14 protein-coding genes are annotated in these 14,811 nt (G+C 66.2%); 10 read left to right on the top strand and 4 right to left on the bottom strand.

Annotation, left to right across the window (positions count from 1 at the left end; genetic code table 11):
- The first annotated feature begins 12 nt into the window (after window positions 1-12).
- Window positions 13-825 (top strand): ABC transporter ATP-binding protein, encoded by an 813-nt coding sequence (locus ACYVII_RS15370; RefSeq protein WP_460536653.1) that lies wholly within the window; start codon window positions 13-15, stop codon window positions 823-825.
- The gene (locus ACYVII_RS15365) at window positions 818-1,585 is read left to right on the top strand and encodes an ABC transporter permease (RefSeq protein WP_460536651.1); all 768 of its coding nucleotides are present in this window, start codon (window positions 818-820) and stop codon (window positions 1,583-1,585) included. Before ACYVII_RS15370 ends, ACYVII_RS15365 begins: the two co-directional genes overlap by 8 nt.
- A gap of 109 nt (window positions 1,586-1,694) precedes the next feature.
- On the opposite strand, the gene ACYVII_RS15360 is transcribed toward ACYVII_RS15365, so the two are convergent.
- The 3 genes from ACYVII_RS15360 to ACYVII_RS15350 all read right to left on the bottom strand — a co-directional run bounded on the left by ACYVII_RS15360 (window position 1,695) and on the right by ACYVII_RS15350 (window position 4,755).
- Window positions 1,695-2,186 (bottom strand): DUF4262 domain-containing protein, encoded by a 492-nt coding sequence (locus tag ACYVII_RS15360; protein WP_460536649.1) that lies wholly within the window; start codon window positions 2,184-2,186, stop codon window positions 1,695-1,697.
- 101 nt (window positions 2,187-2,287) lie between these two features.
- Window positions 2,288-3,706, bottom strand: a complete 1,419-nt coding sequence (locus ACYVII_RS15355; protein WP_460536647.1) for a DUF6421 family protein — start codon at window positions 3,704-3,706, stop codon at window positions 2,288-2,290.
- A 128-nt stretch (window positions 3,707-3,834) separates the two neighbouring features.
- Window positions 3,835-4,755 carry a TolB family protein gene (locus ACYVII_RS15350; RefSeq protein WP_460536645.1) on the bottom strand — a complete coding sequence of 307 codons (921 nt, stop codon included), beginning with the start codon at window positions 4,753-4,755 and terminating at the stop codon, window positions 3,835-3,837.
- Between the two features lie 228 nt (window positions 4,756-4,983).
- Between ACYVII_RS15350 and ACYVII_RS15345 the strand changes: the two genes are divergently transcribed.
- Window positions 4,984-6,081 (top strand): calcium:cation antiporter, encoded by a 1,098-nt coding sequence (locus ACYVII_RS15345; protein WP_460536714.1) that lies wholly within the window; start codon window positions 4,984-4,986, stop codon window positions 6,079-6,081.
- Window positions 6,082-6,621: 540 nt separating this feature from the next.
- Window positions 6,622-7,500, top strand: a complete 879-nt coding sequence (locus tag ACYVII_RS15340) for a lysozyme family protein (protein ID WP_460536643.1) — start codon at window positions 6,622-6,624, stop codon at window positions 7,498-7,500.
- Window positions 7,501-7,705: 205 nt separating this feature from the next.
- On the opposite strand, the gene ACYVII_RS15335 is transcribed toward ACYVII_RS15340, so the two are convergent.
- A complete protein-coding gene (locus ACYVII_RS15335; protein ID WP_460536641.1) occupies window positions 7,706-8,344 on the bottom strand; it encodes a toprim domain-containing protein in 639 nt (212 codons plus the stop codon).
- 402 nt (window positions 8,345-8,746) lie between these two features.
- On the opposite strand from ACYVII_RS15335, the gene ACYVII_RS15330 reads away from it, so the two are divergent.
- The 6 genes from ACYVII_RS15330 to ACYVII_RS15305 all read left to right on the top strand — a co-directional run bounded on the left by ACYVII_RS15330 (window position 8,747) and on the right by ACYVII_RS15305 (window position 14,746).
- Entirely contained in the window at window positions 8,747-9,529 is a 783-nt protein-coding gene (locus tag ACYVII_RS15330) for a DNA alkylation repair protein (RefSeq protein WP_460536639.1), read from the top strand.
- Between the two features lie 227 nt (window positions 9,530-9,756).
- Window positions 9,757-11,082: an ABC transporter substrate-binding protein gene (locus ACYVII_RS15325; RefSeq protein ID WP_460536637.1), complete on the top strand. Its 1,326-nt coding sequence runs from the start codon at window positions 9,757-9,759 to the stop codon at window positions 11,080-11,082.
- Window positions 11,083-11,096: 14 nt separating this feature from the next.
- Entirely contained in the window at window positions 11,097-12,056 is a 960-nt protein-coding gene (locus tag ACYVII_RS15320) for a carbohydrate ABC transporter permease (protein ID WP_460536635.1), read from the top strand.
- Window positions 12,053-12,940 (top strand): carbohydrate ABC transporter permease, encoded by an 888-nt coding sequence (locus ACYVII_RS15315; protein WP_460536633.1) that lies wholly within the window; start codon window positions 12,053-12,055, stop codon window positions 12,938-12,940. Before ACYVII_RS15320 ends, ACYVII_RS15315 begins: the two co-directional genes overlap by 4 nt.
- Before the next feature lie 67 nt (window positions 12,941-13,007).
- The gene (locus tag ACYVII_RS15310) at window positions 13,008-13,772 is read left to right on the top strand and encodes a VOC family protein (RefSeq protein ID WP_460536631.1); all 765 of its coding nucleotides are present in this window, start codon (window positions 13,008-13,010) and stop codon (window positions 13,770-13,772) included.
- Window positions 13,769-14,746, top strand: a complete 978-nt coding sequence (locus ACYVII_RS15305) for an aldo/keto reductase (protein ID WP_460536629.1) — start codon at window positions 13,769-13,771, stop codon at window positions 14,744-14,746. Before ACYVII_RS15310 ends, ACYVII_RS15305 begins: the two co-directional genes overlap by 4 nt.
- Window positions 14,747-14,811: the final 65 nt, after the last annotated feature.

Genomic DNA, 14,811 nt, shown 5'->3' with positions numbered 1-14,811 from the left:
TATCGTTTTTTTGTGCCTGGGAATGAGCCCTCCATCGTGCCGCCTGAGGCGCCGACGGCGGCCGCGCCTGCGCTGCAGGTCAGCGGGCTGACGGTCGCCTACGGGCAGCAGATCGCCGTCAATGGTGTGAGCCTGCAGATCGAGCGCGGCGAGATCTTCGGCCTTCTCGGCCCGAACGGCGCCGGCAAGACGAGCACGCTCGGTGCGATCGAGGGGCTGATCCACCCGCGAGCAGGCACCGTGACGGTCGACGGGATGGATGCCCGCCAGCACCCCACCGAGACGAAGGCGCGTCTCGGGGTGCAGTTGCAGACATCCAGCTTCCAGGCCGAGCTCAGCATCGAGCAGATCGCTAACCTGTACGGCGGCCTGTACGGTGTGCGACTCACGCGGGAGCGCATCAGGCAGAGGCTCGACGAGATCGGGCTCGACCAGGAGCGAGGCAAGCGGTTCAAACAGCTCTCCGGCGGGCAGCAGCAGCGGCTGGCGCTGTACATCGCGACCATCCACGACCCGCTTCTCCTGCTGCTCGACGAGCCCACCGCCGGCCTCGACCCGCAGTCGCGCAGGGCGCTCTGGTCCCGCATCGAGCAGTTGCGCAAGCGGGGCAGCAGCATCCTGCTGACCACGCACTCCATGGAGGAGGCGCAGGCGGTGTGCGACCGCGTCGCGATCATCGATCACGGCGCGCTGCTCACGGAGGGCACCCCTGCCGACCTGATCGCGAAGCACAAGGACGATCCCAGAGTGCTTGCCGTCGCACACGGAAACGTCACGCTCGAGGATGTCTTCATCGGCCTGACGGGAAGTGAGATCCGTGACTGACGTCGCCTTCCATCGTCCACCGCTCGGGCTGGCCATGCGCTCGCTGCTGCGCGCCGACGCCATCGTGCTGATGCGCAGCCGGATCGCGACGGTGCTGAGCCTCGCGCTGCCCGTCGTCATCATCATCGTCACGAGTTTCAACAAGAACGTGAACCGGCTGGGCAATCCCAGCCTGGTCATCGGGCTCGCCATCACGCTCGGTCTGCTCGCCTCGTGCCTGCTCGGTTACAGCCTCGGGCTCGCCCGCGACCGCGAGATCGGCGTGCTTCAGCGGCTCCGCGTCACGCCGGCGCCGACCTGGACGATCATGACGAGTCGCATCGTCGTGCAGATCGTCACCAACCTCATCTCCTCGCTCATCGTGCTGATCGTCGGAGTGATCCTCCACGGCCTCGCGCCGAGTTTCGGCCAGTACGTGCTCGTGCTCGTGGTCGCCGTGCTCGGCGCCGCGGTGTTCCTGTCGATCGGTCAGGCGCTCGTGGGGCTCGTTCCCTCAACGGGCGCGATCAACGCCATCGGGCGCATCCTCTTCATCCTGCTCGTACTGGTCGGGATCCTCGGCGGAACGGGCGTGCTCGGCGATGTCATCAAGTCGATCGCGGGATGGACGCCCGTCGGCGCCCTGATGACGCTCTTCAGCGACGTGCTCAACGGCACCGGATGGAGCGAGCAGGATCTGTACGCACTGCTGGCCTCCCTGGGCTACGTGGTCGTGTTCGCGTTCATCGGCATCCGCTGGTTCCGCTGGGAGGCCCGGTGAATCTATCTCGCCCTTCGGGCACGCGAGAAGGGCGGCACCCCGCTTCTCACACTCGATCGCGAACTCGCCTCACAGCTGGACGAGGCGGAGCCTCTCGCGTAGGCGAGGTTCACGCCCGGAACGATCCCGGCCGGGGCTGGATCCAGTCGGGATTCGAGTATCCGCTCTCCCACGGAAACCGGCCGTTCTTGTCGTCGTAGGTCAGCTGAAGCAAGGGAACGGAGCACCAGTCCGCCTTCTGGTAGAAGCGGTTCGCAGCGAACGCGATCTCTCCCGGATTCGGCACCTCCTCCACAGTCACCCGGTGCGACCACTGCTCGAACGTCAGCAACTCGCCGGGAAAGAGCACCCGGCCATCGCGCACCTGGTCCGCGACATCGTTGAGAAGAGCGCCGGCGGTGTTCTGATCGATGCCCATGACGAGCAACTCCGGGTGCCCGATGCCGAACAGGCCGATGGTGTACGCGAACGACGGCAATTGAATCCGCGAGTCGCCGATCACGTATGGGATGAACACACCACGCGTGCGAATGATCTCGGCGGTGTTCTTGTCTTCCTGGTCGGGCCATGCCTGCTCGGCCGGGGTAGGAATGATGGTCATCGTGTCCTCCCTGTGACGGAACTTTGATGACCGGAACGTTAGAACGCACGTACGACACCACGGTGGCGGCCGAGAAGAACTCTCGCGGCCGGGTGCCGTGATCAGCCCAGCGACGTGCCCGTGATGCCCTTCGTCGACTCGATGGTGTCGCCCATCTTCTTGTTCAGCGCCTCGTAGAACATCGAGAGCGGAAACTCGTCGTCGAGCACGGCATCCGTGTACCCCTTCGGCGCGCCGGCGAGAACCTCCTCCGGCAGGCCCGTCGCCCACACGGATGCCGGGTTCGGCGCGAGCACGCCGCTCACCAGCTCGTAGGCAGCCAGCCAGTGCGCCGTCTTGGGGCGGTCGATCGAGCGCCAGTACAGCTCGTTGATGGTGTCGCTGAGCGAGACGACCGCGTCACCGACGGCATCCCAGTCGATGGAGAGCTGCGTGTCGGTCCAGTCGAGCACGTGGTGCTGGTGCAGCCACGCGAACAGCAGCTGCCCGCCGAGCCCGTCGTAGTTGCGCACCCGGCTGCCCGTGATCGGGAACCGGAAGATGCGGTCGAACAGGATGGCGTAGCGCACGAGGGAGGCGTGCTCCAGGATGCTGCGCTGGTCATCCGTGAGTTTCCCGCGCGGCATGGCGCCGAGCGTCTTCTCAAGCCGGTACGCCTCGCGGTACGCGGTGAGGTCGCAGCGCAGTTCCTCGAGGGAGTACAGGAAGTACGGCATGCGCTGCTTGATCATGAACGGGTCGAACGGAAGGTCGCCGCGCATGTGGGTGCGGTCGTGGATGATGTCCCACATCACGAACGTCTCCTCGATGAGCGACTGGTCGTCGAGCAGGCGCGCGGCCGGCTCGGGCAGGTCGAGCTTCGTGATGTCGGATGCCGCCCGCACGACCACGCGGTAGCGAGCGGCTTCGCGGTCCTGGAAGATCGCGCCCCAGGTGAAGGTGGGCAGCTCGCGCATCGCCACGGTCTCGGGGAACAGCACGGCGGAGTTCGTGTCATAGCCCGGCGTGAAGTCGATCAGCCGCAGCGAGACGAACAGCTTGTTGCCGTAGTCGGTGCGCTCGAGCTCCGCGACGAACTCGGGCCAGATCGTCTCGACGATCAGAGCCTCGACGTGGCGGTCCGGCGACCCGTTCTGCGTGTACATCGGGAACACCACGAGGTGCCGGAGGCCGTCTATGCGGTGCTGCTGCGGCTGGAAGGCGACGAGCGAGTCGTAGAAGTCGGGCACGCCGAATCTGCCGTCCACCCAGTGCTCGAAGTCCGCCTGCAAGGCGGCGAGATAGTCGGCGTCGTGCGGGAACAGGGGTGCCAGGTCGCGGATCGAGTCCACGATGGTGGCGACGTGAGCGCGCGCATCCGCGTGACGGTCGGCATCCGGGATCGAGCCGTCCTTGACCTGGTCGGCCTGGATGCTCGTGGCCGCGCTCTTCAGTGCCAGCCACGCCGGGTCGGCAGCGATGGTCGCCAGGCGTGCGGCATCCGTGGCCTCGTCGGCTCCCGTGGGAAGAACGATGGACATGACGAGACCTCCTCGAACGTGAATTCTCTTGCGTCTCCTTCGAGCGTAACGACGAGGTTCGAGGATGAGTTTGCCGAGTTGGCGTTCAGAGTTGCGTCTCTGAGCGAAAGCACGCAACGACGTTGCGTTCAGCCAATCGGGTACTCCACGTACGCGAAGCGCGCGCCGTCGGGCGACCAGCTCGCGACGTTCATGGTGCCCTGACCGCCGAAGAGGTCGACGACGTCGACCGGTTCCCCGCCGTCGGGATCGATGCGTCGGATGCGCACCCGCTCGTTCGCCGGATGCCCGACCACCCCCGGCGGGTAGCTCACGTACACGAGGTCCCGACCTCCGGGCGCAACGTGCGGGAACCAGTTCACCCGTTCGTCGAACGTGAGCTGCTCGATGGCCGACCCGTCCGGCTTGCAGCGGAACAGCTGCGCATGGCCGGCATCCTTCGACTCGCGCTCCGAGTTGAAGTAGATCCACTCGCCGGTCGGGTCGAACTCGGCGCCGTCGTGCGGGGCATCCGAGTGCGTGAGCTGCGTGTCATCCGCTCCATCGATGCCGATCGTGAAGACGTTGGTGCGAGCCGGGGTGCCCGGGCCTGGATTGGGGCCCAGCGGTTCGAGTCCGATGTAGGAGAGGGTTCGGCCGTCGGGCGAGATGCCGTGGAGGTAGTGGTTGAACGGATGCGCGTGCTCACGCGTCACGCGGCGGGTCGCGCCGTCGGCGAGCGAGACCTGGTGGATGTGCTTGTCCTCGGCCGATATGTAGAGGTAGCGGCCGTCGGGCGAGACGACGTGGTCGTTGTTCGAGCTGTCGATGTCGCCGGTGGGCACGGGCTCGACGTCGCCGCCCGCGACGGGGATGCGGTGGATCAGGCCGTCCTGGTTGAAGACCAGCCACTCCTCGTCGCCCCAATACGGCGAGACCGTCCAGTTGGGCGCCTCGAAGACCGTGTGGGCGCTCTCATGCACGGTGCGACGTTCGCCGGTCGCGATGTCGACGACGACGAGCCTCGAGATCTGACCGGGTTCCAGGGTGCGCCACGCGCGCGTTGCCATCTCGTCTCGCTTCCGTTTGGTTCACCGGGCCCGCTCAACCAAAGGTAGCCGCACCCTGTCTCCCTCGGCCGCCCGCCCCACCTCCCGTTCAAGTCGCAAAGTCTGCCGCTATCGCGGCCTCATAACGGCAGACTTTGCGACTTGAACGGGGAGGACTGCAGCGTTCGCCGGACGGCGCAGCCGCCCGGCGTCGGCACAAGCGGCTGACAAGATGGGTACGTGACGGTGATGGGCGTGATCCGCAGGTGGACGCCCGTCGGCGTGCCCGTGATCGCCGCGATCGCGCTTGTGCTGGCGTGGGGCACGAAGCCGGGGATCGGGCTCGCCATCCTGCTCGCGGTCATCCTCATCGGCGCCATCCTCGTGGCCGTTCATCACGCCGAGGTGATCGCGCACCGGGTCGGCGAGCCGTTCGGGTCGCTCATTCTCGCGGTCGCCGTGACCATCATCGAGGTCGGCCTCATCGTGTCGCTCTCGGCCGGAGGCGACGAGCACGCGGCGACGCTCGCCCGCGACACCGTGTTCTCGGCGTTCATGATCACGACCACGGGGATCGTCGGCCTTGCGATCCTGGTCGGCGCACTCAAGTTCGGCACGGTGCGCTTCAACTCGGAAGGGTCGGGCGCTGCGCTCGCCACGGTGTCGACGCTCGCGGTGCTCTGCCTCGTGCTGCCGGACTTCACCGAGGCATCCGGCCCGCGGTTCTCGCCGACGCAGCTCACGTTCGCCGCGATCGCGTCGCTGGCGCTGTACGTGCTGTTCGTCATCACGCAGACGATCTCGCACCGGCGCATCTTCCTGCCGGTGAGCGAGTCGGGCGGCGTGATCGGCGAGGATGACGACGAGGAGGATCACGGCGAGCCGCCCACCCTCGGCGCGGCGCTGATCAGCCTCGTGCTGCTGCTCGTTGCGCTCGTCTCCGTGGTCGGCCTGGCCAAGCTCGAGTCTCCGTCGATCGAGGGCGGTGTGGTGGCGCTCGGGCTTCCAGAGTCTGTGGTCGGCGTGATCATCGCGCTGGTCATCCTTCTGCCGGAGGGCATCTCAGCGGTGCGCGCGGCGCGGCGCAATCACATCCAGACCAGCCTCAACCTCGGCCTCGGGTCGGCCATGGCGAGCATCGGGCTGACGATTCCGGCGGTCGCCGTGGCATCCATCTGGATGCCCGGGCAACTGGTGCTCGGACTCGGCGACACGCAGATCGTGCTGCTGCTGCTCTCGATCGTGGTGAGCATCCTGACCGTCGTCCCCGGCCGTGCGACGAAGCTGCAGGGCGGCGTGCACTTAGTGATCTTCGCGGCGTTCCTGTTCCTGTCGGTTTCGCCGTAGGGAGCAGCGGGCCCGCTGCCGGCCCTGGAGCGCGTAGAACCTGTCAAGCGAGCGGCATATGCGGATGAATCGACTTGCAATTTCGGTGACATCGTGATCTACGACGCGAGATCCGCGTAATTCCGCGGGAAAACGGCTCCCAGGGCTCTCGGATGCTCTGTGCACACCCCGTCCAGTGCTACTGAGTACCGTGTCGGAGTCGTCGGATTTTTCGGCATTGCGCCCCGACAAAACCCCCTTGGGTGGGATGCCGTTCTGACGAACGCCCCGACCCGACGGACGCCGCCTGCTGCGTCTGAGGGGCGTCTTGCCGGTGCGCGTTCCGCGCGCCAGGCCACCGTCGTGCCCCCACACGGCGGTGTGCCGGCATGACGCGAGGTGCGCCGGATTCTCACCGAACCGGGCGTGCAGCAAGGGGTGAGCCCGACCCGCCCGGATGCTGAGGCGCGCGTGAGTGCGTGTGTCAGGCATCCGTTGCCCGGATGACGCGTGCGCGCACCCGGGTGGACGACGCGGGGAAGCCCCGATCATTGGAACCCTTTGACCTTCCTCACGCGTATTGCCCCCGAAAGCCTCCGAAACACCCTCCGCCCCCTCCTCGGCAAGTCCGCCCGTCACCGCCGTGCCAGCGCGATCGCGCAGCACAAGCGAGCACTGCTCGTCACCTCGGCGGCCATCGTCGCCGTGGGAGCCGTCGTCACTCCGGTGGTCATGCAGAACGCCTACGCCGAGCCGGCCAAGCAGACGACCGGCGCGGCATCCGAAGTGCAGAAGGGTTCGCCGATCGCGGCGATGGCCATTCAGCACAAGGCCGCGCAGGACTCGTTCGATGCACTCGCCGTCGCGCAGATCACCGCCGAGCAGGTGCAGGGACGTGCTGACACGACCGAACTGAACAACGCGATCTCCGCGCTGAAGAACAACTACTCGTCGGATGCCGGCACTTTGCACAAGCTGACCGTCGCCGCGAACGACGCTGTCGAGAAGGCCGCCGTGGCCGCCCAGGCACACGACGCCGCGGTCGCAGCGGCGCAGCAGGCGGCAGCGGAAGCAGCAGCCAAGGCTGCCGCCGAGGCGCAGGCCGCGGCCCAGGCGCTCGCGCAGGCCAACACACCGGATGGCGCCCGCGCCGTCGCGCAGTCGATGATGTCCAGCAAGTACGGCTGGGGCAGCGACCAGTTCCAGTGCCTGAACAGCCTGTGGAACCGCGAGTCCGGCTGGAACTACCAGGCCTACAACTCCGGGAGCGGCGCCACGGGCATCCCGCAGGCCCTTCCCGGCTCGAAGATGGCCGCCTTCGGCAGCGACTGGGCGACGAACGCCGCAACGCAGATCGCGTGGGGTCTCAGCTACATCTCCAACTCCTACGGCACGCCGTGTGCCGCGTGGGGTCACTCGCAGTCCTCCGGCTGGTACTGATCCTTCTGGCCGCTCCGCCCTGAGGCACGGCCGCTCCTGTTCTGCCAGAGCTGCAGCCGCTCGTTGGCATCGAGATCTCGTCTCACTGACAAAGAATGCGATTCGTTTCGGCGCTAAGAGCACTTTCTGTCAGTGAGACGGGGCCCGCGTGTAGCCCGCGTGGTCCCCGCATGCTGCGAGCACTCGAAGCGTCGCAGGACGCAGCTCAATGGGTCACGGCGAGCAGCGCGGCGAGCGGTGCGGGCAGGCATCCGTTCGCGACGGCGGTCGCGGTGAGCGCCTCGGCGTAGCGCAGTTTGCGCCTGGCGCCGCTGCCGAGGAAGCGCCGCAATTGCGCCTCGAGCGGATGCCCGCGCCACGCCGGCTGCGCCTGCAACGTGCGGAAACGGGCCAGGTCGCCTTCGGCTTCGAGCACGCGCTCCGCCTCTGATGCGCCCACGGCACGAATAAGTTCGTCCTCGAGGTCCTCGACGCACACGAAGAGTCGCAGGTCGACGCCCGTGTCGATCGCTCCGCGACGGAGCACCTCGACCTCACGCGCGTCGCACAGCGCGGCGATCGGCACGTCGCTGTGCTTGGTGTGGAGTCCGGCGAGAACCCGTGCTGCCGCGTGAGCTCCGCCGATCGGAACGACGACAACGCCTTCGGCGCGAAGGTCCCTGCCGGTTCCAGCAGCAGCCGTCTCCACCGCGATCTGATCACTGACGCCTTCGACGAGGACCAGGGATGCCGCACCACCGACCCTCGCGAGGGCCGCGGCGGTGGCGCGGGTGGTGGCATCCGGACCGCTCTCGTATCGCGCGGAGGCGCCGCCGCGGGATCCGGGCACGGGCGCACGGGTCATGACCTCGTGAACTTTCGACCGCTCGGCACGCCGTCAGCATAAGCGGGCCGGCGTGCGGCGGCGTGCCGGCGGACGGCAAGTAGGCGGGCCGGCGGGCGGCATGGAGGCGGGCCGGCGGGCGGCAAGGAGGCGGGCCGGCGGGATGGCGGCGGGCCGGCCGGGTGCATGGTTCAGGTCTCACTAGATGTGGCCTCCTGGCCCCCAACCCGCAACTTCTGCGACATGCCGGGAACGTGTGTCGCAGAACCGGTGGGATCCGCGGCCAGTGAGCCGCAGGTTCTGTGACGCGGTCTGCGGGGTCAGAGCGCGGGACTCGGTGAAGTAGCCCGCACGTCGGCCGGGCCGCCGCGACTCGCACCGATCGCGACATCGAGCGCCCCGTTCGTCCTGCAGACTGCAGGAGTGGACGCAGGATCCGCCAGAGCGAACTCCGGCATGAGTGGCAGCCCGGCGGCCGTTGTCATCGCTGCGCTCGCGGAGGTGGCGGATGCCGGTGACGCCGTGTTCTTGCAGCGCTTCTTCAAGACCGGACCGGGCGAATACGGCGAGGGCGACGTCTTCATCGGTGTGCGCGTGCCGGCGGTGCGCGCGGTCGTGAAACGGCTCGGGCCTCTGTCGCTCGAAAGCATCGCGGAACTGCTCGGGAGCCACGTGCACGAGCACCGGCTTGCGGCGCTCGTGGCACTGAATGCGCTGTTCGCCCGGGCATCGGCATCCCGCACCCGTGACGACGACCAACGAGAGCGCCTCGCAGCGTTCTACCTGAACGCTGTGCGGGCAGGACGCGTGAACAACTGGGACCTCGTCGACGCCTCCGCCGAGTACGTGCTCGGCGAGTACCTCCTCGACCGGCCGCGGTTCATCCTGTTCGAACTCGCCGACTCCGACGACCTGTGGTGGCGCCGCGTCGCGATGCTGTCGACCTTCGCGTTCATCAAACGCGGGGATGCCTCGACCACGCTCGAACTGGCATCCATGGTGCTCGACACCGGCGACCGCCGCGATCTGACGCAGAAGGCGGTCGGATGGATGCTCCGCGAGGTCGGCAAACGCGTCGACCGCGGGCTGCTCATCGGCTTTCTCGACGAGAACGCCCACCGGATGCCGGCCGTGATGTTGTCGTACGCGACGAAGCACCTCGGCGCGGACGAGCGCGCGGCGTACCGGGCGGCGCGCATCCGCTGAGCCAGCGCTCCTGGGCGTCCACCGTGGCCGCATCCTTCGACACCTTCGACAGGGCGGTGCGCCATTGTCGCCCCGGTTGCAGCCTTCATTACTCATTGACAAACTTCCTTACCTTGAGATAGAAAGTTACAGCGGTCGCTCGTACCGGAGGGTCGGGCGAGTATCCGCACCCCACTCGACAGCGCCGACAGTCGCGGCGACGCCGACTCAACGAGGAGTAGTAGAGAATGCCAAGCAATCGCGGGTCATCCTTCTTCGCCAGTGCGGCGGGGACCCCCATCACCCGGCGCGGCCTCCTGAAGGCATCCGGTGCCGGGGCGGCAGCCATCGGGCTATCGAGTCTTTTGGCCGCGTGTTCCACGGGCGGCGGATCGTCGTCCGGCGGAAAGGCCACGGTGCGCATGTGGACGTGGTACACGGAGATCAAGGACACGCTTCCCAAGGTGATCTCCGACTTCGAGTCGAAGCATCCGAACATCAAGATCGAGAACCGTATCTTCGGAACGCCCGATCAATACCTGCCGGCGCTGACCGCGGCTGTGTCGGGCGGCGATGTTCCCGAGATCTTCGCTCCGCACGTGCGGGCCATCACCTACGGCGAGCAGGGGATCTCGGCCGATCTCAAAAAGGACCTCGGATCCGACTTCCTCAAGGGATTCTTCAAATCCACGAACGACGAGTACACGAAGGGCGGGAAGCAGTACGCCGTGGGCTTCGAGGCTCAGACGTTCGGCATCTTCTACGACCCGGATCTTCTCGCCAAGGCAGGTGTCGATGGCGAGCCCGAAACCTGGGACGACCTGATCGAGGCCGCGGCCAAGATCAACGCGATCGGAAAGTCGGCCGTCTCGATCAGCTGCAATCCTGGCACGAGCGCCCTCGACTTCTTCCTTCCGCTCATCACGCAGGTGACCGATGATCCCACCTGGTACCTCAAGCTCGATCAGCTCGAGAAGGGGTACAGCTACACCAGCAAGCCGGTCGTCCAGGCGCTCGAGCTCAACGACAAGATCGTCAAGGGCAAGGTGTTCCAGCCCGGCACCACGGGAACCTCCGGCGACCAATCGCAGCAGCTGTTCTACACCGGTGGCGCCGCCATGTTCTTCGCTGGGTCGTGGACGCCGTCTGGGCTGATCACGAATGCGTCGCCCGACTTCGTCAAGCGCTACAAGATCATGAAGACGCCGGCGATCAAGAGCGGCGCCAGACACTGGACGGCTGACCAGGCTGGAGCAGGTCTGGCGGTCTCGGAGACGAGTAAGAACAAGGATGCGGCGCTCACGTTCCTCAAGTACCTGTACTCGGAGGGCGTCTACTCGAACCTCATGAACGCGTCCAATGCGATGCCTTCTACGCAGGCTGCGGTCGAGCAGATCACCGAACCGCATGTGAAACAGATGGCGGGATGGCTGACCGACGGGTGCCCACACATCCCATTCGGTTCCGGATCGTCGGCGGCAGGCGACCCGTTGCAGAAGATCTTCGACCAGACGGCCACGCCGGCCGAGGTGGCGAAGCAGATGCAATCGGCCGTCGAGAACGCCAGAGGCTGAGTGAGGACGCCTTCATGAGCACCTCCTCATCGACGCTGCGCGCCGGGATACGGCAGGCGCCGCGCTCCGGTGCGCGGCTCTGGAAGCTGCAGCGTTCCGAGCGACTCGCCGGCTACGGCTTCATCGTTCCGATCACCGTGCTTTTCGTGCTCTTCGTGGGCTGGCCGATCGTCTTCGCGATCTACCTCAGCTTCACCAGGTGGAGCGGGTTCGGTGCCCCGAATGTCATCGGGCTCGACAACTACACGCGGATGTTCAGCGATCCGGTCGCGGCGACGGCATTCGGTAACACGCTGCTCTTCGCGATCATCACGACGGTGCTTCAGACGGTCATCCCGCTGATCATCGCCGTGCTGCTCTCCAACGTCTGGCGCGGTCTGAGTGTGGTCGTTCGTACGATCCTCTTCATTCCGGGCATCATCTCGTTCGTCGTCTCCGGCGTGCTGTGGAAGCTGATCTACGACCCGAATCTCGGAACGCTGAACAACCTGCTGAAGGCGATCGGACTCGGAGCCTTGCAGCAGCACTGGCTCTCCGACCCTGCAGTGGTGCTGCCCTCGATCATCGTCGTGTCGTTGTGGGGCGCTGTCGGGATGAACATGCTGATCTTCTTCGCGGGCATCCAGGGCGTCGATCCTACGTACTACGAGGCTGCGCAGGTCGACGGGGCGAATCGGCTTCAGCAGTTCTGGTACGTCACGATGCCGAGTCTTCGTGTCGTCACGGCGATCGTCATCAGCCTGAACCTCATGAACGGGTTCAAGGTGTTCGATCTCATCTACGTGATGACAGCGGGCGGTCCCAACCACGCCTCAGAGGTCTTCGGTACCTACCTGTACAGCCTCGCTTTCGGCTCGACAGCCGGATCGATTCCGCAGCTCGGCTACGGCAGCGCATTCAGCGTGATCGTCATGCTCCTCTGCGGTGTCGCCGTGCTCGTGCAGATCGTGCTCTCGAGAAGGGCGAGCCGATGACCGCCCTCCTGAGCCGTGCCGAGGCCGCCTCCTCCGCGGTGGGCGCCAAGGCGGTCCGCCGCAGGCGATTCCCCGTGGGTCGGTCGTTCGTCGCGTTCATTCTTCTAGCCGTGGCCGCCTTCACGATCTTCCCTCTAATCTGGCTGGTACTCACTTCCATCAGACCGGCGAACACGGTGTTCGGCGGGAGCATCTGGCCGACCTCGGTCTCGCTTGACGCCTATGCGAAGGCGTGGAGCTCGACGGATTTCGGGCTGCACTTCGCCAACAGCCTTTGGATCACCCTGGCGACCGTGCTCGGCGTAGTCGTCTTCGCATCGCTCGCCGGATACGCGTTCGCCAAGCTGCGTTTCCCCTTCAAGAACGTCATCTACGTGATGCTGCTCGCCACGCTCATGATGCCGTCCACGTCGCTGATCATTCCGCTCTATCTGCAGCTGAAGAGCTTCGGGCTGCTGAACAGCCAGGTGGGGCTGCTCGTGCTTTACGTCTCGAGTTCGGCGCCGTTCTCCATGTTCTTGATGAGAGCCTTCTTCGAGACCCTGCCCGACGAGCTCGTGCAAGCCGCCCGCATCGACGGTGCGGGTGAGTTCCAGATCTTCTGGCGCATCGTTCTCCCGCTGGCCCGGCCGGGACTCGCCACGGTGATCATCTTCCAGTTCCTGCAGACCTGGAACGAGTTCATCTACGCAAATACCGTGCTGCAGAACACAGAAGAACTGCCACTGCAACCCGTGCTGTTCGGACTTGTCGGCCAATACCAGACCGACTGGCCGACGCTCTGCGCCGGTCTGACCATGTCCATAGTCCCCGTCGTGCTCGTCTACGTCTGGATGCAGCGCCAGTTCGTCGCGGGAATGACACTCGGAGCCGTCAAGAACTGACGCCGGTACCACCACTGCGGCGCATCGTGTCTGTGCGCCGCCCATCACCCCGCCCTGGAGAAGAAACATGCCCATTCAGAACATCCAGCTCAACGTCGCCGACGTCGCCCGCTCGGTCGCCTTCTACCGCGACTTCATCGGCGCGGTACCCGTGGGCGAGGTGAGCGATGATCGCGCGGTGCTCGATGTGGTCACGGCGACCATCGAGCTCGTGCGACCGGCTGAGAAGGTGGAGTCGACCTGGATGGCGGATGACCTCCAGCGCGGTTTCCGTCATGTCGGCTTCAAGGTCAGCGGTCTGGATGCTCTCGCCGAAAGATTGCATGCGGCGGGCGTGCCCTTCCACCTCGATCCGCTCGAAGCCGAAGGCGATGTGCGGATCACGTTCTTCTTCGACCCCGATGGCACGCTTCTCGAGTTCGTGGAGCGTGACCTGAAATACAACACGGTGGTCGACGAGGATCTGGTCAGTGCCGAGTACGCGCTAGGAGTGCCGGAGCGGCCGCGTTTCGATCACATCGCCGTTACGGTGGAGGACTTCGACGCCACGAAGGAGCACTACCGGCCGTTCGGCTTCAAGCATCACGGCACCATCCTTCAGCCACACGATCCGCGTGGATTCCGCATCGACTACCTCAAAGGCGGGGACACGGTGCTCGAGGTCTTCACCTATCAGACGGCGAAGCAAGGGCGCCGGCCGCAGCTCGAGGCGCCAGGGTACGTGGCGGCTCGCCTGCAGGGATCCGCGGTGGGGGACGCGGTGGTAGGCGAAGCCGCCGACGGCGTCGTCTACGCCGACCCGGACGGATTCACCTACTCGGTGAGCGAATGACGACGGCGCCGGACGATCCGGACTGGATGCGGCCGCTCGGAGCCACCGGTCTGATGGTCTCCGCTGTCACGGCGGGAGGCGGCCCACTCGGCAGCATGCCCGAGAACTTCGGCTACGAGGTTGCCGAAGCGGACGCGGTCGGGCTCGTGCGCGACATCCTCGACAGCCCGATCCGCACGATCGACACCTCGAACGGTTACTCGGGCGGGGCCAGCGAACGCCGGATCGGCCTCGGCATCACCGAGTACACCCAGCAGCATGGCGGACTCCCGCGCGATTCCCTCGTCATCACGAAGGCCGATGCACGCGACGGTGACTACTCCGGTGCGCGAGTGCGGGCATCCGTAGCCGAGAGCAGTGCGCGGTTGGGCATCGAGCCACTGCCGCTCGTTCACCTGCACGATCCGGAGTTCCACGACTTCGAGACCATGACCGCACCCGGTGGCGCGGTCGACACGCTGGCGCGCCTACGGGACGAGGGCATCGTCGGGCACATCGGACTCGCGGGCGGAGACGTGCGCCAGATGGCGAGGTACCTGGCGCTCGATGTGTTCGAGGTGCTGCTCGTGCACAACAGGTGGACGCTCGTCGACCACAGCGCGAAGGACCTCATCGAAGACGCCAAGGCGCGGGGCGTTGCCGTCGTCAATGCGGCGATCTATGGAGGCGGCATCCTCGCCGCCCCCGAGCGCGGACTGACGTCGTACGGGTATCGGCCGGCGCGACCGGAGACGCTCGCAGCCATCGCTCGGATGGATGCTCTTGCCCGAACGAACGGGACGGACCTCGCGACGGTCGCGCTGCAGTCGTCGTTGCGCGACCCGCTCGTGACGACGACGGTCGTCGGCTTCAGCAAGCCGGAACGGATCGACTCGATCCTTGCGGCGACGTGTGTCGATCTTTCCGATGAGTTCTGGGACGAGATCGACGCGTTGCTCCCATCCCCCGAGAACTGGCTCGACGCCGAATCCTGACCCCGCGCGACGCTCGTCGACTCACGCGCCGGGCGTCGCGCGTCCTGTACACCGATCTGTCCGTA

This window comes from Humibacter ginsengiterrae, assembly GCF_054780115.1.
The sequence above is the reverse complement of the archived record's forward strand: the minus strand, read 5'-3'. Positions and strand labels throughout refer to the sequence as shown.